Source organism: Actinoplanes sp. NPDC021490 (assembly GCF_055562135.1).
On the sequence record NZ_JBVHFW010000004.1, the window covers coordinates 1 to 26,389 of the forward strand.

Genomic DNA, 26,389 nt, shown 5'->3' on the forward strand with positions numbered 1-26,389 from the left:
GACGCCGAAGATCCACCAAGTTCTATCGCGGATGCCATGTGGATAACGAGTCAGACTCGCCGCCAAGGGCCACCCAGCATCTCAACGTGGATAACCCTCCGCCTGTGGATAACCGGCTGGGCTGTCGCCCGCTGCGGTAGCTTCGGCATGGCTCGTCCCGGCGCGCCAGCCTCGGAGGGTGGAGGCCCCCTTGGTTGGGGTGGGTTGGGCTAGTTGGCGGCCCCGGCGAGGCGGCGGCGCCGACCGGCGTGGGCCTGGCGATGGGGACCGGGCTGAGCGGCGCGGGCCTGGCGAAGCGCGGCCGGGCTGGTTGGGCCGGGCTTGGCGGGGCGACGGAGATCCGTGGCGCGGGCCCGGCGAGGCGGCGGGGCTGGTCCGGCGGGGGCCGGCGAGACGGCGGGGCTGGTTGGCGCGGGCTTGGACCAACGGACGGACCGGTTGCCGCGTCTGGCGAGGCGGTAGGGCGCGTTGTGGGCGGGTATTCAGGGACCTGGGGATGCGGCGGGTCTGATCCACGGGCCTGGAGACGGCGGTCCGGCAACCGCGGCGAGCTGGTCAAAGGCTGGGCGGCGCGGCGGTCCGAGCACTGTTCAGAGGCCTGGCGACAGCGGTCCTGGACCACTGATCAGCGAGGCCGCGCAGCTGGTGGAAGGACCCCGGCCGAGGCAACGACGGCCGCAGGAGACCCGCGGGCGAAAGCTTGGAAAACTGAGTGCGGGCTGTGATCCTCCGCTGTCGGATGAGTGACCGGTGCCGTCATCGAGGGCTTCTGATGCGTCAACATTTGCCGCATGAAGCCCGCACAGATGGAACGTACACCTTTCGCTGATCTTGATCGGCAGCCCCGTGAGATGACCGCGATGCTGCTTGCCGCGCTCGAGGCGATGGGCCGCCATCCCGAGATCCGGCGGGTTCGGCGTACGGCGATGGACGCGCTCCGCCCGGCCGAGGGCTGGCGGGTTCTCGACGCGGGCTCCGGGGCGGGCGACGTGGCGCGGTGGATCGCCGGTGAGGTCGGCCCGGGTGGTGAAGTGATCGCCCTGGACTACTCGGCCGCCACCATCGCGGCCGCCATCGAGCGGCATGACGGCAGCAACGTGCGCTACACCACGGGGGACGTGTCGGCCGTCGACCTGCCCGCGGACAGCGTGGACGGCGTCTGGTGCGAGCGGGTGCTGCAGCATGTGGACGACGCCGACCTGGCGATCGCCGAGCTCGTGCGGGTGACCCGGCCGGGCGGGCGGATCTGCCTGATCGACACGGACTGGAGTTCGCTGGCCTTCGACGGGGTGCCGGCGCGCCTGGCCCGCACGGTGGTGGCCGACATGCACGGCCGGCTCACGCCGCGGCAGTTCGACATGGGCCGCACCTTGCGGCGGCGGCTGGTCGGTCAGGGGCTTCGGGACATCAGCGCAACGCCGGTGACCTGCCTGTTCGGCGACCCGGCATCGGCCGCGGTGGTGCTGCCGATGGTCAATCCTATGGTGCCCGAGCAGGTGTGGATGACGGCCCCGGGCGTACGGGAGAAGTGGTTTTCGCAGGTCGACGAGGCGGGCTCGCGCGGCGACTTCCTCGCGGTGCTGACGATCTGGGTGGTCACCGGGACTGTGGCCTAGGACGCGACCCGCCGCCAGTACTGCTTCTTCTTGTCGTCCCGCACCACGAAGCCGAGCCGCCCCAGCTCTTCGCGCAGCTCCCGCACGTCCTCGTCGTCGCCGGAGTTGAGGGCCTTCTGACGGGCCGCGAAGACGGCGTTGGCCGCGTCCGACACGTCGGGCAACTGCGGAACCCAGCGCCGGTACGCCTCCAGGTACGGATCCTGTTCGGCCCAGGCCACGCCGTGCGAGCCGAACGCCTCCCGCAGCCGTTTCTTGGACAGGTGCGACGGCTCCCGCGCCAGTTCCTGACCGGTGCGGCCGAGCAGCACCAGCTGATCGCGGTCGGGGAAGGCCACGGCGATCTCGCCCCGGGGGACCGCGCGCCGGTGGCCGGGCCGGGTCAGCAGCACCTCGAGCGAGGAGACCCGTACGGTCAGCGACTCGGCGTCGACCAGGGCGGCCAGGATCAGCCCGATGATCGCCCCGACGCCGAGCGAGACGACCACGTCCCACGGCGGGGGCAGCTTGCGCACGAGGTCGAACGGGCCGCCGAACGGCAACCAGTCGATCAGCAGCAGGACGCCCCATAGCAGCGCGGCGCCCGCGATCGGCAGGACGAGCCACACGAGCACCCGCGACCACATCGGGGTGGGCACCGTCGTTTCCTGTTCCAGCACGCCACCGAGTCTGGACGGCCGGGCGGGCGCGCCGATACCGACTCGGGTCGACGCGACGTAGACCAAAGTCGACTGCCCGTCCGGGCGTGCCGCCGGTAGCGTCGACGGCATGCGGAGATGGCTGCTGGATGCGGCAGTGGTCCTGGCGGCGACCGGGGTTGGCGTCTTCTTCCTGGTCAACTCCCTCTCCGAGGACGGCGGCGCCCCGCTGCCGCTCGAGGTGACGCTGGCGGTGCTGTCGGCGGCCGGTCTCGTCTTCTTCCGGCGCACCCGTCCGATCACGCTCGTCCTGATTCTGCTGCCTGTGTCCATCCTGTTCGCGATGCCGATGGGCGCGCTGCCGTTCGCGTTGTTCAGCGTGGGGTTGTATCGCCGGGCCTGGGTCGCCATCGCGCTGACCGCATTGCACGCGGTGCTGGTCGCCGTCCTCTACCGGGCCGCCATCGGCGCCACCCAGGTCTATTACGAGAGCGTCGTCTTCCTGGTGATGCTGCACGTGATCGCGGTGGCGGCGGGCATGCTGACGCGCTCGCACCGGCAGCTGGTCGCGTCGTGGGCGGCGCGGGCCCGCGAGGCCGAGGAGGGCCAGCGGCTGCGGGTCGAGCAGGCCCGTCTGGCCGAGCGGGAACGTCTGGCCCGCGAGATGCACGACGTGCTGGCCCACCGCATCTCGTTGCTGGCCGTGCACGCCGGCGCCTTGGAGGTACGCCGGGAGTCCTCCCCTGAGGAGCAGCAGGCGGCCGGCGTGATCCGCGAATGCGCGTACGAGGCCCTGGAGGACCTGCGTTCGGTGATCCACGTGCTGCGGGCCACCGCCGACGACCATCCTCAGCCCACCTTGGGCGACGTTCCGGCGCTGGTCGAGCAGTCCCGGGTGGCCGGGGCCGAGGTCGGTCTGACCCTCGACGGCGAGCAGAACGTGCCCGAGAGCGTGGGCCGGCACGCGTACCGCATCGTGCAGGAGGCGCTGACCAACGCCCGCAAGCACGCGCCCGGCGCCCCGGTGCGGGTGGCCATCAAGGGCAGCGCCGAGCACGGGCTCGACGTCGCCGTCCGCAACAGCCTGGCCCGGGGCAGCGTGGAAAAGGTGCCGGGCGCCGGTGCGGGCCTGACCGGGCTGCGCGAGCGGGTCGCCCTGGCCGGCGGCCGCCTCGAACACGGCCCGACCGCGACCGGCGAATTCCATCTGAGAGCCTGGCTGCCGTGGGTGGCGTAAAAGTACTGCTGGTCGACGACGACGCCCTCGTACGGGCCGGGCTGACCATGATGCTCAAGGCGTTCGACGACCTCGAGGTGGTCGGCGCGATTTCCGACGGCACCGAGGTGGCCTCGGCCGTCAACTCGTACCGGCCGGACGTCGTGCTGATGGACATCCGGATGCCCGGTCTCGACGGGCTCAGCGCCACCGAGTCGCTGCGCGGGCGCAAGAACGCACCTCAGGTCATCGTGCTGACGACCTTCGACACCGACGAGCACGTGCTGCGGGCGTTGCGGGCCGGGGCGGGCGGGTTCCTGCTCAAGCACACCCCGCCCCGTCAGATTGCCGACGCCGTACGCCGGGTGGCGGCGGGCGAGCCGATGATGTCGCCCGAGGTGCTGCGCAAGATGATCGGCCTGGTCTCGGGCGTGGGTGTCGACCCGGCCCGCGACCGGGCGCGTGCGGCCCTCGACCGGCTCAGCCCGAGCGAACAGGATGTCGCCCGGCTGATCGCCGAGGGCCGCACGAACGCCGAGATCGCCTCGGAGCTGCTGATGAGCACCGCGACCGTGAAGGCGTACGTGTCCCGGATCTTTACGAAGCTGTCGCTGACGAACCGGGTGCAGATCGCGCTGCTTGTCCACGACGCCCGCTGACCTTCCGCGCGGACGGCGCCATGCGCGAGAGCAGCTCGTCGAGCGGCATGCTGGCGAACCCGATCCGCACGTCGCTGGCCCCGTACGGCATCCAGAAGCGCCCGCCGTGCACGAGTCCGCCGCACGAGTAGAGCACGTTGGGCACGTACCCCTCGCGCTCGACGTCGTCCGGGTCGATGAGGCCCTCGGGCAGGTCGGCGATGACCTTGGACGGGTCGTCCAGGTCGAGCAGCATCGCGCCGATCGCGTACCGCCGCATCGGGCCGACGCCGTGGGTCAGCACCAGCCACCCGGCCTCGGTCTCGATCGGCGAGCCGCAGTTGCCGACCTGGATCAGATCCCAGCCGCGGTGCGGCATGAGCAGCGGCACGGACTGCTGCCACCGGTGCTGGTCGTCGCGGACGGCCAGGCCCAGGGTCTCGCCGTCCGAGCGGCAGAGCGCCATCTTCTGGCCCTTGATGTAGCGCGGGAACAGCGCCACGCCCTTGTTGCGCGCGGCCGGCCCACTGAGCCGGGTCACCTCGAAGTGCCGCATATCGCGTGTGAAGATCACCCGGCCGGAGATCTGCCGGCCGTCGTACGCGGTGTAGGTGGCCTGATAGACGTGGCGGCCGTCCGGGTCGGTCACGCGCACGAACCGCGCGTCCTCCATGCCGTTGCTCTCGGCCGGGGTGGCCGGCCACATGACCCGCTGGTGCAGCGGCACCGCGCAGGGGAACGTGAGCGCGTAGTCCTCGGACACGATGTGCCGGATCCGGTCGATCGTCTCCTGCGAGTGCGGCCGGGCCAGCAGCTCGCCGGGCACGTGCGCGATGGTGTCCTCGAACTCGACGTCGGTGAACCGCTCGGGCAGCACGGAGACCACGTACGAGGAGGCCTCGTTGTCGATCTCGGCGTCGATCAGCGCCGCCGCCAGCTGGTTCTTCCAGTGCGTGGCGCCGACCCGCTGGCCGACGGTGAGCGGCCCGTCGCGGTCCTCCATGCGCAGCTGTTCGCCGGGGCCGAGCACGGCCGAGCAGAACCCGATCGACGAGATGTGTCCCTCGCCGATCTGCCGCAGACTGATCGCCACCCGCAGCTCGCCCGGTTCGAGACCGGTCTGGTCGGGGTGCTCGACCATCGACGGGTTGCACAGCGCGGCCGCCTCGACGGCGAACTCGTGGCTGAAGTAGGCGCCGATCAGCGAGCGTGCCGTCGGCGACAGGTCGATCTCGGGCGGCACCCGGTGCTGCACCAGTTCGTAGTGGTGCTGGAACGTGGCCAGCAGGTCGTGGTGCCGGCCGCCGAAGCGGGTCAGCACGTCGTCGAGCAGCCGGCCGATCTCCTCCTCGTCGAGCTGCAGGATGCGCTCGATCAGGCGGCCCGCCCGGTTCTTGACGGTCTGCGAGTCCTCACCGGGCACGAACAACTTGATCACGACGCGCCGGCCGTCCGGCTGCATCACGACGTCGTGCCTGGTGATGTTGGTTTGAGTATTCATGGTTGCGGTCACGCTAGGCCGCCTGACGGTCGGGTCGCGCTCCGGGTCGCCAGCGTGCGGGCGTGCTGCAACGTGGAGACGAGCGCGAGGGTGGATTCGGCTCCTTGATTCACATTAGGACCAGTTGCCGTCAATCCGTCATAACATCCGCCGGTTAGGGGGTCGTACATCGGTTTCTGCCCGTCGTTGTCGCCCAGGAACCAGGCCACCGACCGGAACAGCTGCTCGTCCCACCGGTCGTCGCCGGTGACCGCGGCCGCGGTGGCGCAGGCGTCGGCGGTCGCGGCCGCCTCGATCGGCTGCTGGTCGAAGCGGTGCTTGGGCACGCCCGGCCGCCACCCGCCGACCGGCACCACCGACAGGTGCCCGTGGTGGTCCTGCTCGCGGCACAACCAGACCAGCATCCGCAGCCCGGCCCGCAGCAGCGGCTCGTCGCCGAGCAGGTCGCCCGCCGCGATCAGCACCTCGGCCAGGGCCGGGTTGGAATAGGTCAGCTCGGGCTCGGGCCACACCCAGTCCGCCTGCGCGGAGGGCAGGCCGATCACCGTGGCCGCGTCGGCCAGCAGCTGGGTGGCCGCCGGCGAGCGCGGGTCGGACCGCAGCACCTCGGCCGCGCCCAGACCGGCGAAGGCCATCGCCCGCGGCCAGGCCGAGCGGTTCCGGCAGCCGATCAGGAACGCGTTGAGCGCCTCGCGCCGGATCCACGGCACGGTCGAGCGCCCGGCCGCGGTGCCCAGCCCCCAGAGCGCGCGGCCCCACCAGTCGCCCGTCGACGGCTCGTCCTCCCAGACCCGGGCGTACGAGAAACGGTTGCGGAAGCCGCCGTCCGGGCTCGCCGCGTGGGTCAGGAAGGCCAGATAGCGCTCGGCCAGCCCGACGAGCCGGCCGGTCGGGCGTGGCTCCCGGCAGATCAGCAGCAGGCCGCGGGAGACGTCGTCGACGCAGTAGCCGTGCTCGCGCCGCACGATGGCGTTGCGGGCGTGCTCGAGCAGGCCGGTGTCGTCGGAGAGCCGGACGACGTGCGACCAGTCGGGCGCCGGCGCGTCGGCGAGCTGGATGGGTGGCGGAACGAGGCGGAGCCCCCCGGGGGCCTTGGTCGTGGTCACGCCGGGACCGGGGCGGCCAGCGGCGTGCGGGCGGCGAGCAGGCGGGCGGCCAGCGACTGGTAGCGGGCGGCCACGGCCGGCCAGCGCAGGGTCGGCCCGCCGGCCAGACCGGTCAGTCCGACCGACATGCCGGGCTCGGCCAGCACGTGCCGGATCGCCGAGGCCATCGCTTCCGGGTCCTGATGCGGCACGAGCAGGCCCGGGCCGTCGGCCAGCAGCTCCACGGCGTGCGGGAACTCGGTCGCCACGACGGGGATCCCGGCCCCGACGGCCTCGATGAGCACGCCCGAGGTGACCTGTTCGGTGGAGTCGTACGGCAGCACCACCACGTCGGCCGAGCGGATCATCCGGGACAGCTCGTCCTCCTCCAGGTACGCGTCGTTCCATTGCACCGCGTCGGTCACGCCGAGCGAGACGGCCAGTTCCTCGAGCGAGTTCCGGTAGGCGTCGCCGAACTGTTCGAGCACCTTGGGGTGGGTGCGCCCGGCGACCGTGTAGACCGGCGCCGGGTCGAGGTCGCCCAGCAGCGCCAGCGCCCGCAGCGCCCACTCGATGCCCTTGCCCGGCCCGAGCAGGCCCCAGCTGAGCAGGTGCGGGCGGTCGTGGTCCTCGCGCGGGCCGGTGCCCCGGCTGGCCGCGCCGTGCGGGATCACTGAGATCTTGCGCGGGTCGACGGCGTACCCGGCGGTCAGCCGCTGCCGCGCGGTGTCGGTCATCGTGACGACCGCGTCGGCCGTCGCGGCGATCTCCTCGAGCACCTGGCGCTGCAGCGGGTCGGGCGAGCTGAGCACGGTGTGCAGCACGACGATCGAGGGCACGGTCAGGGCGCGCAGCACCGGGAGCACCTCGTAGCCGGCGTCACCCGGGTAGATGCCGTACTCGTGCTGGATGATCGCCACGTCGTAGCGGTTGAGCACGTCGGCCGCCGCCCGCCAGCCTCCCGGGATGCCGGTGTGCCAGGTGTGCACGGTTCGCGGCGCCGCTTTGTCGAGCTCGATTCCGCCCGCGACGCTGTCCTTGGCCAGCAGCCGGACGACTCCCGAGTCGCTGCCATTGGCCAAGTGGACGGCCAGCGCGGCATTGAAGGTCGCCAAACCGCATTGGGTCGGCGGGTACGTGCTCAGGAAACCGTACGTCGCGGGCATGACTAGGCCTTTCTCGCTCTGCGGCTTGCCTCCCCGCAGCACGGCTCAGCGCACGCGGACAGGCCAATGGCGGCCGCGCACAATCGGCATTGCGGAGTATCGGGAAATTGCCCGGTTTAACGCGCAATTCACAATACGACGTTAACAAGTAAGACCATTCAGCTGACGATTTTTCGATAAATCTCCAGGTAGTTCTCCACCATGCGGTCGCGGGAGAACCTTTCCCGGGCCCGTCGCGCGCAGGCTGCCCGGTCGATCCGGGCGACCCGATCGACTGCGGCGACCGCCTCGTCCACGTCCTCGACGAGATGTCCGGTCACGCCCTCGTCGACCACTTCGGGCATCGAGCCTTTCCGGTACGCGATCACCGGAGTCCCACAGGCCATCGACTCCACCACCGAGAGCCCGAACGGCTCGGCGAACCGGATCGGGTGCAGCAGCGCGAGCCCGGACCCGAGGACCGTGCCGCGCTCGTCCGGCCCGACCGAGCCCCGGTAGACGACGCGGTCCCCGTCGATCCGCGGCTCGATCAGCTCCTCGAAGTACGCGCGATCCTGCACGATCCCGCACATGATCAGCCGCCGGCCGGCCCGCGCCGCGATCTCGATGGCCAGGTCGGTCCCCTTGTCGGGGTGGATGCGCCCGAACAGGACGAGGTCCTCCTTCGCGCCCTCGGAGACCGGCAGCGCGTCCAGGTCGATCCCGTGGTGCACCGTGCCCAGATAGTCGAGGTCGGGGGAGCGGTCGCTGTCCGAGATTGACACGTACGCCGACCGGCCGCGGCGGTACGCGGGCAGGATGTTCGACCCCGAGAACCCGTGGATGGTCGTCACCATGGGCGCCCGGCACGACTGCGAGAACGCCAGCGGCAGCCAGTCCAGGTGGTTGTGCACGATGTCGAACTCGCCCGAGCGGGCCAGCGCGTGACCCACGTGCATCGCCTCCCACACCCGGCCGTCCAGCTCGTCGCTCTCCTCGTAGCCGGCCGGCGCGACCCCGTCGAGGGTGGCCTTGGTGATCGAGTCGAGGGTGGCGAACAGCGTCACGTCGATGCCGCGTTCCACCAGTCCCTCGGTGATCAGGCTGGTCACCAGTTCCCACGGGCCGTAGTGCCGGGGCGGCGTACGCCACGCGATCGGGCCCAACATGGCCACCTTCACGACAAAAGCCTCATTTCGGTAGTTAACACGTGCTTAGTATGCCCACCGGTTTGGCACGTCGTTCTCGTGTTACAGAAGACCCATGACGGATCTCTGGTGGAAGAACGCGGTCGTTTACCAGGTCTACCCGCGAAGCTTCGCGGACGCCGACGGCGACGGCATGGGCGACCTGCGGGGAATCATCGGCCACCTGGACCATCTGGCCGAACTAGGGGTCGACGTCATCTGGCTGTCGCCCATCTATCCCTCGCCCCAGGACGACAACGGCTACGACATCAGCGACTACCAGGACGTCGAGCCGGTCTTCGGCACCCTCGAGATCTTCGACGAGTTGCTCGCCGGAGTGCACGCCCGGGGCATGAAGCTGGTCATGGACCTGGTCGTCAACCACTCGTCCGACGAGCACCCGTGGTTCGTCGAGAGCCGGTCGAGCCGGGACAACCCGAAGCGCGACTGGTACTGGTGGCAGCCCGCCCGCGAGGGACTGGAGGCCGGCACGCCCGGAGCCGAGCCGACCAACTGGGGATCGGTGTTCGGCGGCTCGGCCTGGGAGTTCGACGAGACCACCGGCGAGTACTACCTGCACCTGTTCTCAAAGAAGCAGCCCGACCTCAACTGGGAGAACCCGGAGGTCCGGGAGGCCGTCTACGCGATGATGAACTGGTGGCTCGACCGGGGCATCGACGGCTTCCGGATGGACGTCATCAACATGATCTCCAAGGTGCTGCCGTTGCCCGACGGCCGTGTGGTCACCGGCTCCGCGTACGGGGACGGCTCGGAGGGTTTCATCAACGGCCCGCGGCTGCACGAGTTCCTGCAGGAGATGCACGCCAAGGTCTTCGCCGGCCGGGACGCGAAGCTGACCGTGGGTGAGATGCCCGGCGTGACGGTGGACGAGGCGATCCTGTTCACCGACCCCGAGCGGCACGAGGTCGACATGGTCTTCCAGTTCGACCACGTCTGGGCCGACCGCGGCGCCGACCCCTGGGCGCTGGTCCCGCTGCGGCTGACCAACCTCAAGGCCATCTTCAACCGGTGGCAGGCCGGGCTGGCCGAGGTGGGATGGAACAGCCTCTACTGGAACAACCACGACCAGCCGCGGGTCGTCTCGCGATACGGCGACGACAGCGCCGCCTATCGGGTGATCTCGGCCAAGATGCTCGGCACGGTGCTGCATCTGCACCGCGGGACGCCGTACGTCTATCAGGGCGAAGAGCTGGGAATGACCAACTTCCCCTTCCGGACGATCGACGACTTCCGCGACATCGAGGCGCTCGGCCAGTACGCGCAGGCAATCGACCAGGAGGGCCGCTCGCCCGAGGAAGTGCTGACCGTGCTGCGCGCCCGGGGCCGCGACAACGCGCGTACGCCCATGCAGTGGAACGCCTCCGAGCACGCCGGGTTCACCACCGGCACGCCGTGGCTGGCCGTCAACCCGAACTACCCCGAGATCAACGCCGAGGCCGCGCGGGCCGATCCGGACTCGGTCTTCCACTACTACCGCAAGCTGATCGAGCTGCGGCACACCGAGCCCGTGGTGGTGGACGGCGACTTCACGATGGTGCTGCCCAACCACGAGCAGCTGTACGCCTTCACCCGGCGCCTCGGCGACACCGAGCTGCTGGTGATCGGCAACTTCTCCGGCGACACCGTGAAGGCCGAGCTCGATGACGACTGGCCGGACGCCGAAGTGCTGCTGACCAACCTGCCCACGGCCCCGAAGGATCTGACCTTGGAGCCGTGGCAGGCGGTCGTCTACAAGCGGGTCAGGCGGTGAGGACCGGCCAGGAGTAGGCCAGCAGGGCGAACGCGGCGCCGAGCAGGGCCAGGCTGATGCCGCGGGTCGCGATCGGCAGCGCCGCCAGGACGAGCAGGATGACGGCGATCAGGTAAAGGATGCCCTGGAAGGACATGGAAGCTCCTCGATAGTGGGGGTGGCGGCGCCCCTGTTACCCCCACGCCGAGGATGCCTAAACCATGGTCAATTCCAGCGTCGACCCACGGCCGATCGTGGTCTCGGTCGGCACCAGGCGGGTCGCCCGGCCCGGAGCCTCCCCGGTGCCGTAGTTGCGCAGGAACCGGGGGTGCGCGCCGCCGCTGACCTGAACGCGTACGCGGTGGCCGGGCCGGAAGACGTGGGCGGTGTGGCCCAGGTCGACCACGACCCGGCCGTCGGAGGACATGCGGGTCAGGCCGTCGCAGATGTTGAGCGAGACCCCGGCCGGGTCGACGTCGCACAGCCGCACGAACAGGTCGCCGCTGGCCGCCGAGGTCGACGCGTCGAGCTCGGCCCGCACCGGTCCCATCAGCGTCAACGGCGACTCGACCGGCTCGCCGGTGAAGAGCAGAACGTCGGCGCGGCTCTCCAGCGGCGCGTTGTCGACCTGGCCCTGCGTCGGTGACTGCAGCGCGCCGCCGATCGACGGGGTCGGGTCGGCCGGGTCGTAGCGGAACGACCACCCGCGCTCGGCCTTCAAGCCGGCCATCGCCAGGCTCAGCGGACGGGCGCCGGGTGGCGGCCAGTCGGGCAGGTCACGCCACTCGCCGGCGCCGCCGACGTGCACCCGCACCCGATAGGCGGGCGGCTCCCGGCGCAGCCGGCGCATGGCCTGGGCGAACACCTGGGGCCAGTCGCGTTCCAGGAAGTTCGTGTGCGTCCAGGGGCCGATCAGCAGGTCGACGTCGCGCCCGGCGGCCCGCATCCGGGTGTACTGCTCGAGGACCTGGTCGGGGGAGAGGTCCCACCAGCCGGTGAGCAGGCTGGTCGGGATGTCCATGGCCCCGGCCACCTTGACCAGGTCGATGTCGTGCCAGTGGTCCGGCTCGGGGTGCGTCAGCCACTCCTCGAGCGCCGGCCGCCGGCCCCCGATTGCCGACGGATAGGCGTCGAGGAGTGGCAGGCCGTGGGTGGCCCGGCGCAGCCGGAACTTGAGGCGCAGGGCGCCGCGGAGCATGTCCCACGAGGTGACCTTGCCCTGCACCAGGCTGAGCCCGCCGACCAGCGCCCGTTCCAGCCCGAAGGCGCCGGTGGACCAGAAGAAGTCGTGCGGGTCGGTGTGGCCCACCTGCATCACGGCGCCCCGCCACTCGGGCGGCGGGTCGACGGCCAGCGCCGCCTGCGTGTACGACATGTAGCTCGCGCCCAGGGTGAACAGGTCGCCGGTGAACCACTCCTGCTTGCGGAGCCACTCGACGGCGGCGCGGCTGTCGGCGACCTCGTTGCGCCAGGTGTGGAACTCGCCGCCCGAGCCGCCGGTGCCCCGGCTGCTCTGCAGCACCACATGGAAGCCCTGCTCGGCGAAGCGCACGCCGAAGAAGAGATTCCAGGGAAACCCGCTCCGCACGTACGGCGCCCGGATGAGCACGGTCGGGCACGGTTCGCCGGTGACCGGGGCGTAGTGGTCGGTGAGCAGCGGGCTTCCGTCGGCGCCGGGCACGGGCAGGGCGGTCTCACGGTGAACCTCGTAGGGGGCTTTCGGGCCCCGGCGGGCGAGGAGTCGGAGGGAAAGTGGCAGTCTTCGCATGGCTACCCCCGTTTATTCTCGTACGTCGTACCGGAAATAGTAGCAGGAGGTATCGATGCCCCGCGGACGTCCGCCGTCGCACACCCGCGAGCAGGTCGTGGAGGCCGCGATCCGGATCGCCGACGCCGAGGGTCTGACGGCGCTGACCATGCGGCGGATCGCGCAGAACATCGGGGCGGGGGCGATGTCGCTCTACACCTACGTGCCCGACAAGGACCGGCTGCTCGATCTGATGGTCGACCGGGCCGGCAGCGAACTCGGCCCCTCGAAGGTCACCGGTGACTGGCGTACGGACCTGATCGCCCTGGCCGGCGCGCAGCGGACGCTCATGCTCGCGCACCCGTGGCTGCCCTCGGCCCTGCCGAACCGGCGGCTGACCGGGCGCAACATGCTGGCGTACCTGGAAAAGGGTCTGGCCTGCCTGGCGCCGACCGGCCTGGCCGGGCCGACCAAGATGGAGATCGTCGCGCTGATGACCGGCTTCGTGGCGTCCTTCGTGACGGCCGAGCTGGCCGGGACGACACCGCCGGAAGAGCAGGTCGCACTGATCGGCGAGGCGGTCGCCAGCGGCGCCTTCCCCGAGCTGGCGGCGGCCCTGGCCGAGGGTGGCCAGGGCCGCGAGCCGGGCTTCGACCGCATCGCCGACTGGATGATCACGGGCCTGGTCACCCAGGCCCTCGCGGTCAGCTCTTGAGGCAGATGTCGAACGGGTGACCCTCGGGGTCGAGCAGCACCCGCCACCGGTCGGGCTGGGGCTGCTCGCCCGCCTTGGTCGCGCCCAGCGCCAGAGCCTGCTCCTCGCCCTTGTCCAGATCCTCGACATAGAAGTCGAGGTGGTAGCGCTTGGGCGCCTTCTCCTGCGGCCAGCCCGGCCCCGAATAGCCCGGGACCTGGCCGAAGCCGAGGCTGGTCGAGCCGTCGCCGATCATCGCGTACTCGTCCTGGGCGTGCAGGACCTCCCAGCCGAGCACCGCCGCATAGAAACGGGCCTGCCCGGCCGGGTCGGACGCGTCCAGATTGATCATCGCCAGTGTTGCGAATCCACTCATGGACGCGATCCTGCCCGCAGAGGCTGACACCTTCTGTCAGTTATCGCAGATAGATGAGCCCGTCCAGCACCACTCCCGGGCGGCCGCTCGTGCCCTCGACCACCACCCGCACGGTGTGCTCGCCGCTGTCCGCCCACGAGCGGGACCAGACCACCTGACGCGGCGCCGAACTGGCCGAACGGAGGTCGACCATGCCCTGCGGGCGCCCGTCGACGAACACCCCGACCCGGCCCGCACCCGGTCCCTTGCTGAAGACGAGCGCGGCCGAGGCGCCGGTGAAGGTCCAGCTCGCGGCGGCCCCCCGGGTGCTGCCGCCGGTCGCGGTGCCACCGAGATAACCCCCGTTGCGCAGGGGCCGCCAGCTTCCCCGCCGCTGGGCCGAGACTTCCGAGATCACCCACGGCGTACGGGTGATGGTGGCGCTGGTGGCGTTGCCGGCGCGGTCGGTCGCGCGCACCGTGAACGGCGTGGCCCGGTTGGGCGGAGCGGCCACGTCCCGGCTGCTCGAGGCCGTGCCCAGGTTGATCGGCAACGGCCGGGTCAGGCCGACCGCGCCGAGGGCCACGCCGTCGCCGACGTTCCAGCGCAGCCGCAGCGGCACCGCCCCGGCGCTGACCGTGCCCGGCCGCAGCGCCAGAGCCGGCTTCGCGGCGAACACCGGCGAGTCGGTGTCGACGACCACCCGGCTGCTCACGGTGGTCGAGCGGCCGGACAGGTGCAGGGCCCGTACGGTCAGGGTGTGGCTGCCCGGGGCCAGGCGCAGCCGGGTGGTGCGGTGCCCGCCGGGGGTGGCGGTCCGCAGCACGCCGTCGACCCACACCTCGAAGCGGTTGATCAGCGCGGTGGGGGTGCTGGTCGTCCAGACCGGCTGAATCAGGCCCTGCGTGAAGTAGCGCCGGGCCGACAGCGCGGTGCCGCCGATCCGCAGCACGTGCAGGCCGGAAGGGGCGGCCCCGGCGATCGCGCGGATCGAGGGGAGCTGGGCGTAGAGCGCGTTGCCCGGGCAGGCGGTGAGGCCGGCGTCGCGGTGGCCGGCGATGCGCCACAGCGCGGCCCGCTGACCCTTGGGGAAACGGGGGCCGCCTCCGGAGGTGAGCACGACACGGCCGCTCGGAGCATTCCCGTACGCGCCGAGCTTGTACGCGGCGACGGCGGCGATCACGGTGCGGACCCTCGGGGTGACCCCGCGGCCGCCGTAGTTGCCGATCACGGCGATCGAGCTGGCGTCGGCGTTGAAGCCCACGGTGTGCGCGCCCAGCACCGTGCGGCCGACCCCGCCGCGGCGGCCCTCGAAGACCGTGCCGCACTTGTCGATCAGGAAGTTGTAGCCGACGTCGTCCCAGCCCCGGCTGCGCACTTGATAGACCTGGATGCCCCGGACGATGCCGGCCGACTGGGCACAGCTGTAGCCGTTGCCGGTGGCGGTGTGGTGCACGAAGAAGACCTGGGTGGGCCCGGTGTATTCGGCGCCGCCCTTGACGATCGCCTCGTTGGCCCGCCACCCGGCGCGGGTGACCATCCGCGGAACCGGCCGGGCCGGCAGCGGCACCGCCGACCTGCTTCCGATCTGTGCCTTCTCCGCCCGAATCCCGCCGTTGCGTACTTCGGTCCGCGCCGGCTCTTCGATCGTGTCCGGGTTGATCAGGTCGAGGCGCAGGCCGGGCGGGAGGGGGCGGCGGGCGCCGGTCACGCGGGCCTCGATCGCGTTCGAGGGGCCGACCCACAGCGGGTCGGACGAGCCGCGTACGTCGGCCGGAGCGCGACCGTCCGTCTCGAGCGTCTGCCACGGGGTCCACCGGGCCGAGCCGATCGGGCGGGTGCGCACCTGCACGACGCCCTCGACGGTGGCCCGCGGATCGGCCCAGGTGACACCGACCAGGCTGAACGGCCGGATCGTGGTCCGGGCGACACCGCCGAAGTCGATCGTTTGCAGGGCCGGGGCGATGACCCGGGCCGGCTGGGGCTCGACCGCTCGCGCCGGGAGGCCGCCGGTGCCGGCGATCAAGGCCAGCAGTCCCGAGGCAGCAAGAAGTTTCGTCCGATTCCGGTGCACGTGTCCCCCCGTGGTGCTGGTCGATCGGCCAAATGACACCCTCGCCGCTTGTGCCGTCGTCCGTCCCCGGAATCCGGAACTATGTCGGACATCTCCGTCAAAAAGCGGAGCATCCTGTCCGAACGTCGGAGCTGTCGGTCTTTTAAAAAGCCGGGCTGTGTGGCCGATGGAAGGACGTGACCAGAACCGAAGCCGCCGCTCCCGGCGCTCGCCGGTGGGGCTTCGCCCACCATCTGGCGCTGGCGTTGCCCGCGCTCGCGGCGTTGGTGTTCGGCCCGCCCGGTCTGCAGCAGGTCGCCGTCGTGCCGATCATGGTGCTGTGCCTGGTCGGACTGCGCACCGGGCCGCGCCGGTTCCTGCCGAGGGCCGAACGGGCGCCGTGGTGGTACCTCGAGATCAGCGCCTACCTGTTCGTCGCCACCTTCGTCATCCGCGTCGTCGTGCCGGGCGCGGACTCGACCCCGCCCACGCCGATGATGCTGATCCCGGACTCGGTGATCCTGCCCGCGTACGGGTTCATCGGGATGGCCTTCGCGACGATGCTGAAGCGCCGGCGCGCGGCCGAGGACGACCCGGCCCGGATCGACGCGCTGCTGATCGGCCTGGCCGCGGCCTTCCTGGTCTGGACGTTCGTGATCGAGCCGGCCGTGGCCAACTCCGGCATGAGCCCGCTGCGGATCTTCGACGCGTTCTTCTCGATCCTCGACGTGGTGCTGCTGGTGCTGGTCGCACAGCTCATGCTGGCCGGCGGCGTACGGCAGCCCGCGCTGTGGATGCTCGTGATCGCGGCGTGCTGCATGTTCCTGGCCGACACCTACTTCGTGTTCCGCACCGCCGAACTGGTCGACGTCTCGGCGCACACCATCCAGACGCTGTTCATGATCATGTTTGTGGCCGTTCCGGCGGCGGCGCTGCACCCGTCCATGCGGACGCTGACCGAACCGCAGCACATCGTCGTGCGTGACCTGAGCCGGCGCCGTCTCATGCTGATCGGCCTGGTCGTCTCCGTGCCGACCGCGGTGACCTCGATGATGCCGACCGGCGTCCTGGCCAACGACCTGATCCGCGCCGCGCTCAGCGTGGCGCTGATGCTGGCCGTGCTCGCCCGGGTGGTGCGTTCGAACAATTCGCGGGCCCGGGCCGAGCAGGCCAGCCGCCGGCGGGCGACGCACGACGCGCTCACCGACCTGCCCAACCGCGAACTGCTCGCCGAGACGATCGGCGAGTGGGGTGACCGGGCGGCCGACGAGCAGCTCGAGATCAGCCTGCTCTTCCTCGACCTCGACCGGTTCAAGCACGTCAACGACCATTGGGGCCACCAGGTCGGCGACGAGTTGCTGTGCGCGGTCGCGGACCGGCTGTCGGAGCAGGTGCGTACGGGCGATCTGGTCTGCCGCATCGGAGGCGACGAGTTCGTCATCGCCCTGGCCAGCCCCTCGCATCTGCGGCTGGCCGAATCGCTGGCCGAACGGTTGCTGGACGAGTTCGCCCGGCCGTTCCGCCTCTCGGTCGGCGAGGTCGTTGTTTCCGCGTCGATCGGGCTCGCCAAGTCGCACGGCGGCGCACACGCCCTCGAGCTGATCCGCGACGCCGACACCGCGATGTACAAGGCCAAGGGCTCCGGCCGCAACGCCGTGGCCCTGTTCGACTCGTCGCTGCGCGAGAAGCTGCGCGACCGGGTCAACCTCGAGCAGGCCCTGCGCGGCGCGGCCGAGCGCGGCGAACTGGCCGTGCACTTCCAGCCGATCGTCGACGTGGCCACCGGCGAGCTGGACGGCTTCGAGGCGCTGATGCGCTGGGAGTCGCCCACGCTCGGACCGGTCAGCCCGATGGAGTTCATCCCGGTCGCCGAGGAGACCGGAATGATCGTCGAGATGGGCGAGTGGCTGCTGCGCGAATCCGCCCGGCAGCTGGTCGAGTGGTCGCTGTGCCGCGGCCCGGGCGCGCGTCCGCTGCACATCTCGGTCAACGTGGCCGTGCGCCAGCTGCGCGACGGCTCCCTGGTGCGCGTCGTCGACGAGGTGCTGCACGACACCGGCCTGCCGCCGTCGTCGCTGTGGCTGGAGATCACCGAGTCCGGCGTCATGGAGAACATCGAGGCCGCGCTGCTCACGCTGAACGCGCTGCACGCCCTCGGTGTGACGCTGTGCATCGACGACTTCGGCACCGGCTATTCGTCGCTCAGCTACCTGCAGCGCCTGCCGATCGGCATTGTCAAGATCGACCGATCGTTCGTGTCCCGCATCGGCGACGGCACCGACGAGCCCATCGTCCGCGCGGTGCTAGCCATGACCCACGCGATGGGACACCGGGTGGTCGCCGAGGGCGTCGAGACCGCCGAGCAGCGTGACTGGCTGCGCAACCAGGGCTGCGACCTGATCCAGGGGTGGTTCTACGGCAAAGCCGACCGCCCCGAGAACCTGACCCACTGGATCAGCCCCGCGGTGCCGGCCGGGCGTACGGCTTCAGGGTGATCGCCTCGGCCTTGCCGAACTGCTTGGCCAGCAGCTGCTTCATCGGCCAGTGGCCCATCGAGCTCATCGACAGGGCCCGCAGGCGGATCATCAGGCGGCTGTCCGGCGCGAAGGCCGCCATGCCGCCCGGGGGCAGTTGCGTGCCGTCGGCGACGTAGTCGGCCATCGCGGACTGGTAGGCGGCGAACGCGGCCGCGGGGGAGGACGCCCCGGCCAGCTCGCCCGCCAGCACGTACGCGCCGACCAGGGCCATGCTCGTGCCCAGACCGGCGAGCGGGGAGCCGCAGTAGCCGGCGTCGCCGAGCAGGACGACGCGCCCGCGCGACCACCGGTCCACCTGCACCCGGTCGATGGAGTCGAAGTAGAAGTCGCCGGCCTCGGGCAGCGCGGCCAGAAACGACGGCACCCGCCAGCCGACCCCGGCGAAACGCCCAGCCAGCACCCGCTTCTGGGCCGCGCGGTCGAGCCGGCCGAGACGCCGCGACGACCGGAAACTGAGGCTGGCCTTGGCCGTTCCGCCGCGTTCGGGGCGCAGACCGGCCACCCGGCCGCCGGGCGCATTGAACATCAAAAACCAGTGATCGAGGTCGCCGGGGTCGGGCACGGTGAAATACGCGCCGTAGCCGCCCAGGGGGCGTACGAAATCGGCCTCGGGACCGAAGGCGAGCGCGCGCACCCCGGAGTGGACGCCGTCGGCGCCGACGACGATGTCGAAGCGCTCGGTGCCGCCGCTCGCGAACGTCACGCCGACACCACTGTCGTCCTGGCGCAGCGCCGTGACATGGTCGCCGTAGCGGTACCGGGCCGTCGTCGCGGTGGCGTCGAGCAGAACACCGGCCAGGTCACCCCGGGAGATCTCGATCTCGGCGACGATGCCCTCACCGCCGAACAGGCCGGCCGGCATCGACGCCAGGCGTCGGTCGCGCGCGTCGACCAGCGCGACACCGCGTTCGTCGACCTGGCGGGCCAGCACGGCGGGCATCAGGCCCATCCCTTCGACCACTGTGCGGGCCGCGCCGCGCACGTCGACCGCGTGGCCGCCCGGGCGCGGCCCGGACGCCCGCTCGACGACCGTGACGTCGGCGCCCGCGCGGTGCAGCCACCAGGCCAGCGCCGGGCCGGCGATGCCGCCGCCGGAGATCAGAACACGCATTTGCGTACCGTGTACTCGCATGTACTAGGACGCTAGAAGTGGCCTCAGCTGAGCGCAAAGCGCCCTAGTACAGTGCGACCATGGCGATCGAGCGTACTAGTACGGAGGCGCCGTATCGGCGGATCGTGGCCGACATCCGCCGCCGCATCGACTCGGGCGCGCTGCAGCCGGGCGACCGGGTGCCGTCGGCCCGGGCGATCACCCGCGAGTGGGGCGTCGCGATCGCCACGGCCACCAAGGCGCACGCCGCGCTGCGCGAGGAGGGCCTGACCATCTCGCGGCCCGGCGTGGGCACGGTCGTGGCCGGCCCGGTGCCGCGCCGCGAACACGAGCTGAGCCGGGAGCGCATCGTCCGGGCCGCGATCGCGATCGCCGACGAGCACGGCATGGCCGAGCTGACCATGCGCCGGCTCGCGGCCGAACTGGACGTGGCCACGATGTCGCTCTACCGCCACGTGCCCGGGCGCGAGGACCTCGTGCTCGCCATGATCGACGTGGCCCTCGGCGCGGTGCGACTGCCACCCCGGCCCCCGGCGAACTGGCGCACCGGCCTGGAACTGTGCGCCCGCGAGCAATGGGCGGTCTTCCAGCGCCACCCGTGGCTGGGCCCGTCGATGTCGCTGACCCGGCCCCAGATGGCGCCGAACGGGGTGCTGCTCACCGAGTGGGTGCTGACCGCCTTCGACGGCACCACGCTGACGGCCGGCGAGCGGATGTACGTCCAGATTCTGCTGTTCACGTTCGTACGGGGGCTGTCGACCGCTCTGGAGATCGAGAACGAGGCCATCCGGGAGACCGGCATGACCAACGAGCAGTGGCTGCGAACGCAAGAGGGATCGCTCGCCGGACTGATCGACTCCGGGGTGCTGAACCATTTCCGCGAGCTGACCGAGCACGGGTTCGACTTCGGGCTCGATCAGCTCTTCGAGTTCGGCCTGGCCCGGCTGCTGGACGGCATAGCCCAGTTCGTCACGCTCCGGGCTCGATGATCAGCACTACTTTGCCGTGGCTGTGGCGCGACGCGACCGCCCGGTGCGCCTCGGCCACCTCGGCCAGCGGGAACGCGTGCACCGGCAGGCGCACCCGGCCCTGCGCGGCCAGCTCGACCACCCGGGCCAGCCGCTCCGGATCCCGGCCGGCCCGCACGACCCGCGTTCCGTGCTCGGCCGCGGCCTTGTCGTCGACGATCGTGCCGATGCGGTCGGGCGCGATGCCGAGCTGCACGGACTGGGCGATCGCCTCGGCACCGGCGCCGTCCAGCGCGACGGTCGGCTGCAGCCCGAGTTCGCGCACCTCGGCCACGAGCCCGGCGCCGTACGTGACCGGGAGGGCGCCCTGCCGGCGTACGCGCTCATGGTTCTCCGGACTGGCCGAGCCGATCACCGTGGCCCCGCCCAGACGCGCGAGCTGCGTGGCCACCGTGCCGACACTGCCCGCGGCCGCGTGCACGAGCAACACGTCACCCTCGCCCACCCTCAGCTCGAGCAGCGCCCCACTGGCCGTCTGCGCCGCGGCGACCAGGGCCGCAGCGGTCGGAAAGTCGACCTCGGCCGGTTTGCGCACCACGTTCGCGGCCGCCACGACCACCAGCTCGGCGGCCCCGTTGAGCATGGTCGAGCCGAGCACGGCGTCACCCACGGCCAGATCCCGTACGCCCTCACCCAGCGCGTCGACCACTCCCGCGTACTCCTGGCCGATCGTCTGCGGGAACTCCACCTTCGCCCACGGCATGTTCCCCTCGCGCACAGCCACGTCGAAGGGCTGAACCCCGGCGGCCAGCACCCGGACGCGGACCTCACCCGGGCCGGGCCGCGGATCGGGAACGTGCACCACATGCAGCACGTCGGGCGGACCGAACCGGTCGAACACGGCAGCTCTCATGCGAGCGAGTCTGCAAGCTGAACCGAGGTTGAGGTCAAGCGCCGGTCTCTTCCGGCCGCTGACCGTGGAGCACGCGCAGCGCGTCGAGTGCGACCGCGGTGAGAACGCCGCGACCGACACCGGCGCGGCCGAGCAGCGATCCTCGGAGAGTGCCCGCAGGAACAATTCCCGCTTTCCGCCGAAAGCGTTGTACAAGCTCTGCTTCCCCAAGCCGGTCGCCCGCACCAGGTCGTCCAGCGTCGCGGCGGCCAGGCCATGCACGGCGAACACCTCACTGGCGCTGCTGACGACATCACTCTCGAGGAACTTGCGGGGGCCGCATCTCGGCGGGTTCCCGACTCCGATCGGCGAAATCCGCCCGACCGGTAACCGTATCGACGTGCCCACGGCGGATCTCTGGTATCTCCGTGACGGAAAATCGATAGCTTCAACTGCTACAACGCGGCGAATGTGCTGCTCGCTCAGATCGGAGCCACCCCCGACTTCAAGGCAGCCATCGAGGCCGCCGCCGGGGCGTAGTTCGACGAAGCGTCACGCGCCATCGACGCTGTGCTGTCCCGGATGGCCGGATAGGTCAGCTTTGGTCGCCGCCCGGCCACGATCGGACGGCATGCCGCGACCACCGGGCGCGGCCTCGCTACCGTTAGCGCGTGTCTAACGTCCCGTGGTGGGGGCTGCCCCTCATCGCAGCGCTGTTCGCCCTGGCCGGAGCGGCCGCTGTGCAGCTTCTGTCCGCCCGCAACGACTATCTGCTGAGCCGCCGCCGGCGCACCCGGAGGTGGTACGAGGAGCGCAAGGCGGCGTACGTGGCCCTGCTCGCCGTCTTCGAGCGCGACACGTTCCGCCTGCGGGCGGCGTTCGACGCGGGGGAGAAGCCGGTGCCCGCGCTCGTCTACATGGACGAGGTCGGCCCGGCCCTCATGCAGGTGCGGTTGCTCGCCTCAGGCCCGGTGCGCAGCGCCGCCCTGGCCGTGCACGTTCTGTTGCAGAAGTTGCACGGCGAGATGAACCCGGCCGCCGTGATCGGGGTGCAGCCCGAGATCCACTTCCGTGAGCTGCTGACCCAGGTCCCGCTGGTCCTGCAGCAGTTCGAGGCGGCCATCCGGGACGAACTGGGCATCGATGCCAATCCACCCGCTCCGCCGGCGGCGAACGGCCGGGCCCGCGGCCTGTTGAGACGCCCCGCACGCTCCGCGCCTCTGGAGGGTTTGGCCGAGATCGGGCAGGATCGCAAGGTGTGACCGATGAGAGCGTTCCCCTCGACGCCGTGTCCGCCGCCGTGGTCAACAGTGGGATCGTCGCGGTCCTGCGGGCTCCCACAGCCGACTATTTCGCCGCCGTCGCCGAAGTGCTGGCCGGCAACGGCATCACCGCGCTGGAGGTGACGCTCACCTCGCGGGGCGCCCTCGACGCGCTGGCCGGTCTGCGCCGGCAACTGCCCGCCTCGGTGGCGATCGGCGCGGGAACCGTGCTCACCGCCGACGATGCCAAGGCCGCGGCCGACGCCGGCGCCGAGTTCCTGGTGTCGCCGGTGCTCGACGCCGATCTCGTACGCGGCTCCGCGCTGCCGTTCTATCCCGGCACCTGCACCCCGACCGAGATGTACGCGGCCCACGTCGCCGGCGCCCCGCTGGTCAAGGTGTTCCCGGCGGCCGGGCTCGGCTTCGAGTGGCTGCGCAACGTGCGCGGCCCGCTGCCGCAGATCAACGTCATGCCGACCGGCGGCGTCAAGATCGAGGACATCGCGGACTGGCTGTTCGCCGGGGCCCGCGCGGTTGGTCTGGGCGGCCCGCTCATCGGCGACGCCGTCACCGGGGGCAGCCTGACCGCCCTGGCCAACCGCGCCCGCCACGCGGTCAGCGCGGTCAAGTTCGCACGCTCGTGACCGGCCTGCTCACCTTCGGCGAGACCATGGGCCTGGTCGCCGCGGACGGCATCGGCCCGCTCGGTCACGCCAAGAGCTTCTCGTTCGGCATCGGCGGCGCCGAGAGCAACGTGGCGATCGGCGTGGCCCGGCTGGGCGGCGAGGCGACGTGGCTGGGCCGGGTCGGCGCCGACGCGACGGGCGCGCTGATCGCGTCGAGGATCGCCTCGGCCGGCGTACGCACCCTGGCCGTCACCGACGAGTCGTTCACCGGTCTCATGGTGCGGCACCGGCGTTCCGGGGAGTTCGCCCAGGTCGACTATCACCGGGCGGGCAGCGCGGGCTCGCGGCTGTCCCCGGCCGACATCCCGCCCCACGAGGTGCGGGACGCGTCGATCGTGCACGTCACGGGCATCACGCCGGCCTTGAGCGAGACGGCCCGGGCCGCCGTGTTCCAGTCGATCGAGACCGCTCGCGCGGCCGGGGTCGCCGTGTCGGTCGACGTGAACTTCCGGGCCAAGCTGTGGAGCCGGTTCGACGCGGCACCCGTCCTGCGTGACCTGGTCTCGCGGGCCGACATCGTCTTCGCCTCGCCCGAGGAGGCGGCCCTGTTCGTCGACGAGGGCGACGTGGCGGCCGAGCTGGCCAAGCTGGGACCGGCCGAGGTGATCGTCAAGGACGGCGGCCGGGGGTGCACGGCCCTGATCGAGGGCGTCCGCCTCCACAAGCCGGCGCTCGCCGTGACGGTTGTCGACCCGGTCGGCGCCGGGGACGCGTTCGTGGCCGGCTATCTGGCCGACCGGCTGGCCGGGGCGGCGCCGGAGGACCGGCTGACCACGGCCATCGCCACCGGCGCGTTCGCGGTGACCGTGCCCGGCGACTGCGAGGGCGCCCCGACGCGGGACGAGCTGTCGGCGCTGAGCGGCGAGGACGTGCGCCGCTAGAGCTTGGCCTGACGCTTGCGTTCGCGCTGCTCACGGGTGTAACGCTTGCGGTTTTCGAGGTCGCGCTTCCACTGCTCGCGGGCACCCTCGTCGCAGCCCTGAACGGCGCCCTTGGTCTGGGCCGGGCCGATCAGCGACCGGAACCACCAGTCGTCGAACGTCTCGTGGAACCACTGGCGGACCTTCATGTCAGTGCCCTCCCGTTCGTTGCCGTGCCAATAATTTGTACCCCAACTATCGGCACGGCCCCAAACGGATGTGAGCGGTTACTCCCGGGAATCCGGGGCGTCCGCCTTGTCCTTGGCCACCCGGACGAGCTCGACCAGCCCGCCCGCGTACTCCTGCGACTCGCCGTGCGCCTCGTCGAACGGCGGCTGGAACCCGACACCCTCCCACTGCTGGGTGGCGTCGTTCCACCGGTCGTTGCCCACCTCGAAGTCCCAGGCGTCGATGCCCAGATCGTAGTAAAGCTGGTCGGCCGAGTTGCCCGCCGCCGAATAGAGCACGTCGGCCACCGGCCCGGTGTAGGACGGCCAGGTCACCGTGCCCCGCTCGGACGAGATCGCGCCGACGATCCGCCGCGCGCTGTCGAGGAAGAACTTCGACTCGTCGATCGACGGCCGCGGCAGCGTGACCCGCCCGTCGGCCCGGTACGCGCCGGGCGGCCACATGAAGTACCCGCCGTAGCTGTGCACGTTCATGGCCAGCCCGATGTTCGGGTGGGCCTTGGCCAGCGCGATCACGTTGCCGCTCTCGGCCTCGGACAGTTCGGCCGTGCCCGCGTACGTGCCGGAGAGGCAGTTGGCGCTCGCGCCGACATACCCGTCGAAGTACGACCCGACCGTGTAGTTGCGGTTGAGGTCGACGCCCCACGAGTCCCGGTTGCGCGGGTCGCGGGCGGGGCCCGTGCAGTGGTTGACCAGGTTCTTGCGCTGGAAGTTGAAGTCGTTGAACGAGTAGTTGGCGCCGTCCGGGTTGACCGTCGGGATCACGAATACGTCCACGGCGTCGACCAGCTCACGGGTGCCCGGGTCGGTCGCGTAGTTGGCCAGCAGCCGCTCGGCGAACTCCAGCGTCACCAGGGGAGTGGCCCACTCACGCGCGTGTTCCTGCGAATAGGCCAGCACGCCCGGTTTCGACCCGTCGCGGACCTTGCCGATGCGCAGCGCCTGCACGGTCCACGGGCCGCGGGGGACCTCGGTGCCCTTGAGGCCGTCGTCGAGGCGTACGGGACCTGTCACCGGCATCGGAATCCCGGCCGAGCCCTCCTCGACGAACGCGCGGAACCGTTGCGGATAGCGCGCTGAGATGAAAGCGGCGACGTCGTCCGTCGTGCTGATCACCTTGCCGCCGGCGTCGGTGGCCAGGCGCAAGGTCAAGACCCGGTCCCGGTACGTCGAGGAAAGCGGACGGTTGGGCAGGCCCGGGTCGACCGTGCGCACCTGGACGCCGTTCATCCCCTGATCACCGAACTGCACCGACTCGACGACGACGGCGGCCGCGGCCGGATCCCCGAGATACGCCACCGCCGTACGCCGATAGCCCTGGGTCTTGCCGGGCAGGTTGATCACGTCGACGAGCGCCGGGTACTGCCGGGCCAGCCGCTTGATCCGGGCCCGCACGTCGACCGGCGTCATGTACGCGTCGATGAAGTCCTTCTGGTATCCGCTCGGCGTGGCCGGCGGGGTCGCACCCGGCCAGGCCGCCGGTGTGACCGCGCGCGACGTCCCGCCCAGGCTGGAGGTGGCGGTGACCTGCACGGGCTTGGCGGGCAGCGGCTGCGGCAACGTGTAGTGGTACTGGTATTCGCCCGAGTCCTCGAACCGCACCAGCGGGAACGAGCCGGTCGCGCCGTCCGCCGTACGCCAGGTGACCGTGATCTCCACGTCCGGGTCGGCGGTCGCGGTCGTGGCCACCTGGGTCTGCAGGAACGTCCGGCCGCCGGTGGTCCACCAGTACGCCTGCAGGAAGTGCAGCGTGTCGGCCTGCGCCACCCGCGCCTGGTCCCGGTTGAGCGATCGCGGCGCCTCCGACGAGCGCTGGATGACCTGAACCGGCACGGCCCCCTGCCCGGTCAACGCGGTGAGCTGCGCCTGGTCGACCACCAGGTCGGCCAGCACCACGCCCTCCTGGGTGCGGGGCCGGGCGGCGAGGTCGGCGCCCTCGCGGACGAGCCGCTGCAGCGCGGCCTCGTCGGGGAGGCGGAACCGCACGAGCGCGGCCTCCCCGGCGGCCAGAGCGAGCGGCGCCTCGTCCGGCGCGGCCTGGGCCGGCAGTGACGCCGGCGTAACGATCAATGCGAGAACGGCGGCGACCGCCATCCATCGGGCACGAGACGACATCGAACCCCCTGCTTCATTGAAGGATGTCGCTCCCCACCCCATCGGGCGCATAGGCAATTGTCAATGAGCGGTGGTGCCGCGCCGG

General features: G+C 71.2%; 23 protein-coding genes and 1 pseudogene. 10 read left to right on the forward strand and 14 right to left on the reverse strand.

The annotated features are described in order from the left end of the window. Positions 1 to 851: 851 nt before the first annotated feature. Positions 852 to 1,616: a methyltransferase domain-containing protein gene (locus ACZ3I4_RS11735; protein WP_465381856.1), complete on the forward strand. Its 765-nt coding sequence runs from the start codon at positions 852 to 854 to the stop codon at positions 1,614 to 1,616. On the opposite strand, the gene ACZ3I4_RS11740 is transcribed toward ACZ3I4_RS11735, so the two are convergent. After that, entirely contained in the window at positions 1,613 to 2,275 is a 663-nt protein-coding gene (locus tag ACZ3I4_RS11740; RefSeq protein ID WP_465381857.1) for a YqeB family protein, read from the reverse strand. The two genes, ACZ3I4_RS11735 and ACZ3I4_RS11740, sit on opposite strands and share 4 nt — an antisense overlap. Before the next feature lie 109 nt (positions 2,276 to 2,384). Here ACZ3I4_RS11740 and ACZ3I4_RS11745 point away from each other — a divergent pair, with 109 nt between their 5' ends. Together ACZ3I4_RS11745 and ACZ3I4_RS11750 are read left to right on the forward strand one after the other, a co-directional pair. Further along, positions 2,385 to 3,491: a sensor histidine kinase gene (locus ACZ3I4_RS11745; protein ID WP_465381858.1), complete on the forward strand. Its 1,107-nt coding sequence runs from the start codon at positions 2,385 to 2,387 to the stop codon at positions 3,489 to 3,491. Next, complete coding sequence (locus ACZ3I4_RS11750; RefSeq protein WP_465382415.1) at positions 3,455 to 4,129, forward strand: response regulator transcription factor; 675 nt, start codon at positions 3,455 to 3,457, stop codon at positions 4,127 to 4,129. Before ACZ3I4_RS11745 ends, ACZ3I4_RS11750 begins: the two co-directional genes overlap by 37 nt. Here the strand turns inward: ACZ3I4_RS11750 and ACZ3I4_RS11755 are convergent. The 4 genes from ACZ3I4_RS11755 to ACZ3I4_RS11770 form a co-directional block, all read right to left on the reverse strand. Then, positions 4,068 to 5,609, reverse strand: a complete 1,542-nt coding sequence (locus ACZ3I4_RS11755; RefSeq protein WP_465381859.1) for a glycoside hydrolase family 130 protein — start codon at positions 5,607 to 5,609, stop codon at positions 4,068 to 4,070. The two genes, ACZ3I4_RS11750 and ACZ3I4_RS11755, sit on opposite strands and share 62 nt — an antisense overlap. A gap of 8 nt (positions 5,610 to 5,617) precedes the next feature. Beyond that, entirely contained in the window at positions 5,618 to 6,715 is a 1,098-nt protein-coding gene (locus ACZ3I4_RS11760) for a glycosyltransferase (RefSeq protein WP_465381860.1), read from the reverse strand. Further along, positions 6,712 to 7,860: a glycosyltransferase gene (locus ACZ3I4_RS11765; protein WP_465381861.1), complete on the reverse strand. Its 1,149-nt coding sequence runs from the start codon at positions 7,858 to 7,860 to the stop codon at positions 6,712 to 6,714. The genes ACZ3I4_RS11760 and ACZ3I4_RS11765 overlap by 4 nt, the downstream gene beginning before the upstream one ends. A 158-nt stretch (positions 7,861 to 8,018) precedes the next feature. Further along, on the reverse strand, positions 8,019 to 9,020 hold the full coding sequence (locus ACZ3I4_RS11770) for a glycosyltransferase family 4 protein (RefSeq protein ID WP_465381862.1): 1,002 nt from the start codon (positions 9,018 to 9,020) through the stop codon (positions 8,019 to 8,021). A gap of 82 nt (positions 9,021 to 9,102) precedes the next feature. On the opposite strand from ACZ3I4_RS11770, the gene ACZ3I4_RS11775 reads away from it, so the two are divergent. Continuing rightward, entirely contained in the window at positions 9,103 to 10,797 is a 1,695-nt protein-coding gene (locus ACZ3I4_RS11775; RefSeq protein ID WP_465381863.1) for a glycoside hydrolase family 13 protein, read from the forward strand. Here the strand turns inward: ACZ3I4_RS11775 and ACZ3I4_RS11780 are convergent. Both ACZ3I4_RS11780 and ACZ3I4_RS11785 read right to left on the reverse strand, forming a co-directional pair. Further along, a complete protein-coding gene (locus tag ACZ3I4_RS11780; RefSeq protein ID WP_465381864.1) occupies positions 10,787 to 10,933 on the reverse strand; it encodes a hypothetical protein in 147 nt (48 codons plus the stop codon). The two genes, ACZ3I4_RS11775 and ACZ3I4_RS11780, sit on opposite strands and share 11 nt — an antisense overlap. A 57-nt stretch (positions 10,934 to 10,990) precedes the next feature. Next, on the reverse strand, positions 10,991 to 12,544 hold the full coding sequence (locus ACZ3I4_RS11785) for a CocE/NonD family hydrolase (protein ID WP_465381865.1): 1,554 nt from the start codon (positions 12,542 to 12,544) through the stop codon (positions 10,991 to 10,993). A gap of 55 nt (positions 12,545 to 12,599) precedes the next feature. On the opposite strand from ACZ3I4_RS11785, the gene ACZ3I4_RS11790 reads away from it, so the two are divergent. Next, positions 12,600 to 13,238 carry a TetR/AcrR family transcriptional regulator gene (locus ACZ3I4_RS11790; protein ID WP_465381866.1) on the forward strand — a complete coding sequence of 213 codons (639 nt, stop codon included), beginning with the start codon at positions 12,600 to 12,602 and terminating at the stop codon, positions 13,236 to 13,238. Here ACZ3I4_RS11790 and ACZ3I4_RS11795 read toward each other — a convergent pair. After that, positions 13,228 to 13,593, reverse strand: coding sequence for a VOC family protein (locus ACZ3I4_RS11795; RefSeq protein ID WP_465381867.1), 366 nt, complete (start codon positions 13,591 to 13,593; stop codon positions 13,228 to 13,230). The two genes, ACZ3I4_RS11790 and ACZ3I4_RS11795, sit on opposite strands and share 11 nt — an antisense overlap. 40 nt (positions 13,594 to 13,633) lie before the next feature. After that, the gene (locus ACZ3I4_RS11800) at positions 13,634 to 15,646 is read right to left on the reverse strand and encodes an N-acetylmuramoyl-L-alanine amidase (RefSeq protein WP_465381868.1); all 2,013 of its coding nucleotides are present in this window, start codon (positions 15,644 to 15,646) and stop codon (positions 13,634 to 13,636) included. Positions 15,647 to 15,822: 176 nt separating this feature from the next. Between ACZ3I4_RS11800 and ACZ3I4_RS11805 the strand changes: the two genes are divergently transcribed. Then, positions 15,823 to 18,120 (forward strand): putative bifunctional diguanylate cyclase/phosphodiesterase, encoded by a 2,298-nt coding sequence (locus ACZ3I4_RS11805; RefSeq protein ID WP_465381869.1) that lies wholly within the window; start codon positions 15,823 to 15,825, stop codon positions 18,118 to 18,120. Here the strand turns inward: ACZ3I4_RS11805 and ACZ3I4_RS11810 are convergent. Then, positions 18,080 to 19,273 (reverse strand): FAD-dependent monooxygenase, encoded by a 1,194-nt coding sequence (locus tag ACZ3I4_RS11810; protein WP_465381870.1) that lies wholly within the window; start codon positions 19,271 to 19,273, stop codon positions 18,080 to 18,082. The two genes, ACZ3I4_RS11805 and ACZ3I4_RS11810, sit on opposite strands and share 41 nt — an antisense overlap. Before the next feature lie 80 nt (positions 19,274 to 19,353). Between ACZ3I4_RS11810 and ACZ3I4_RS11815 the strand changes: the two genes are divergently transcribed. Further along, positions 19,354 to 20,262 carry a GntR family transcriptional regulator gene (locus ACZ3I4_RS11815; RefSeq protein WP_465381871.1) on the forward strand — a complete coding sequence of 303 codons (909 nt, stop codon included), beginning with the start codon at positions 19,354 to 19,356 and terminating at the stop codon, positions 20,260 to 20,262. Here the strand turns inward: ACZ3I4_RS11815 and ACZ3I4_RS11820 are convergent. Beyond that, complete coding sequence (locus ACZ3I4_RS11820) at positions 20,243 to 21,154, reverse strand: NADP-dependent oxidoreductase (RefSeq protein WP_465382416.1); 912 nt, start codon at positions 21,152 to 21,154, stop codon at positions 20,243 to 20,245. The two genes, ACZ3I4_RS11815 and ACZ3I4_RS11820, sit on opposite strands and share 20 nt — an antisense overlap. Positions 21,155 to 21,319: 165 nt before the next feature. Further along, positions 21,320 to 21,541 (reverse strand): annotated as a pseudogene (locus tag ACZ3I4_RS11825) (TetR/AcrR family transcriptional regulator); the annotation flags it as partial. A gap of 263 nt (positions 21,542 to 21,804) precedes the next feature. Between ACZ3I4_RS11825 and ACZ3I4_RS11830 the strand changes: the two are divergent. Genes ACZ3I4_RS11830 through ACZ3I4_RS11840 form a run of 3 tightly spaced genes read left to right on the forward strand, consistent with a single transcriptional unit; the run spans position 21,805 to position 23,962 of the window. Next, positions 21,805 to 22,395, forward strand: a complete 591-nt coding sequence (locus tag ACZ3I4_RS11830; RefSeq protein ID WP_465381872.1) for a hypothetical protein — start codon at positions 21,805 to 21,807, stop codon at positions 22,393 to 22,395. Further along, entirely contained in the window at positions 22,392 to 23,039 is a 648-nt protein-coding gene (locus ACZ3I4_RS11835) for a bifunctional 4-hydroxy-2-oxoglutarate aldolase/2-dehydro-3-deoxy-phosphogluconate aldolase (RefSeq protein ID WP_465381873.1), read from the forward strand. The genes ACZ3I4_RS11830 and ACZ3I4_RS11835 overlap by 4 nt, the downstream gene beginning before the upstream one ends. Beyond that, a complete protein-coding gene (locus ACZ3I4_RS11840) occupies positions 23,036 to 23,962 on the forward strand; it encodes a sugar kinase (RefSeq protein ID WP_465381874.1) in 927 nt (308 codons plus the stop codon). Before ACZ3I4_RS11835 ends, ACZ3I4_RS11840 begins: the two co-directional genes overlap by 4 nt. Here ACZ3I4_RS11840 and ACZ3I4_RS11845 read toward each other — a convergent pair. Both ACZ3I4_RS11845 and ACZ3I4_RS11850 read right to left on the reverse strand, forming a co-directional pair. Beyond that, positions 23,959 to 24,150: a hypothetical protein gene (locus ACZ3I4_RS11845; protein ID WP_465381875.1), complete on the reverse strand. Its 192-nt coding sequence runs from the start codon at positions 24,148 to 24,150 to the stop codon at positions 23,959 to 23,961. The two genes, ACZ3I4_RS11840 and ACZ3I4_RS11845, sit on opposite strands and share 4 nt — an antisense overlap. Positions 24,151 to 24,228: 78 nt before the next feature. Beyond that, positions 24,229 to 26,304 carry a M14 family zinc carboxypeptidase gene (locus ACZ3I4_RS11850; protein ID WP_465381876.1) on the reverse strand — a complete coding sequence of 692 codons (2,076 nt, stop codon included), beginning with the start codon at positions 26,302 to 26,304 and terminating at the stop codon, positions 24,229 to 24,231. Between the last annotated feature and the right edge of the window lie 85 nt (positions 26,305 to 26,389).

Excerpts from the sequence above, each read along its gene's own strand:
- ACZ3I4_RS11820 (WP_465382416.1), bottom strand. The coding sequence starts at position 21,154 with ATGAGAGCTGCCGTGTTCGACCGGTTCGGTCCGCCCGACGTGCTGCAT.
- ACZ3I4_RS11810 (WP_465381870.1), bottom strand. The coding sequence starts at position 19,273 with ATGCGTGTTCTGATCTCCGGCGGCGGCATCGCCGGCCCGGCGCTGGCC.
- ACZ3I4_RS11850 (WP_465381876.1), bottom strand. The coding sequence starts at position 26,304 with ATGTCGTCTCGTGCCCGATGGATGGCGGTCGCCGCCGTTCTCGCATTG.
- ACZ3I4_RS11765 (WP_465381861.1), bottom strand. The coding sequence starts at position 7,860 with ATGCCCGCGACGTACGGTTTCCTGAGCACGTACCCGCCGACCCAATGC.
- ACZ3I4_RS11845 (WP_465381875.1), bottom strand. The coding sequence starts at position 24,150 with ATGAAGGTCCGCCAGTGGTTCCACGAGACGTTCGACGACTGGTGGTTC.
- ACZ3I4_RS11785 (WP_465381865.1), bottom strand. The coding sequence starts at position 12,544 with ATGCGAAGACTGCCACTTTCCCTCCGACTCCTCGCCCGCCGGGGCCCG.
- ACZ3I4_RS11815 (WP_465381871.1), top strand. The coding sequence starts at position 19,354 with ATGGCGATCGAGCGTACTAGTACGGAGGCGCCGTATCGGCGGATCGTG.
- ACZ3I4_RS11745 (WP_465381858.1), top strand. The coding sequence starts at position 2,385 with ATGCGGAGATGGCTGCTGGATGCGGCAGTGGTCCTGGCGGCGACCGGG.
- ACZ3I4_RS11790 (WP_465381866.1), top strand. The coding sequence starts at position 12,600 with ATGCCCCGCGGACGTCCGCCGTCGCACACCCGCGAGCAGGTCGTGGAG.
- ACZ3I4_RS11775 (WP_465381863.1), top strand. The coding sequence starts at position 9,103 with ATGACGGATCTCTGGTGGAAGAACGCGGTCGTTTACCAGGTCTACCCG.
- ACZ3I4_RS11780 (WP_465381864.1), bottom strand. The coding sequence starts at position 10,933 with ATGTCCTTCCAGGGCATCCTTTACCTGATCGCCGTCATCCTGCTCGTC.
- ACZ3I4_RS11795 (WP_465381867.1), bottom strand. The coding sequence starts at position 13,593 with ATGAGTGGATTCGCAACACTGGCGATGATCAATCTGGACGCGTCCGAC.
- ACZ3I4_RS11735 (WP_465381856.1), top strand. The coding sequence starts at position 852 with ATGACCGCGATGCTGCTTGCCGCGCTCGAGGCGATGGGCCGCCATCCC.
- ACZ3I4_RS11755 (WP_465381859.1), bottom strand. The coding sequence starts at position 5,609 with ATGAATACTCAAACCAACATCACCAGGCACGACGTCGTGATGCAGCCG.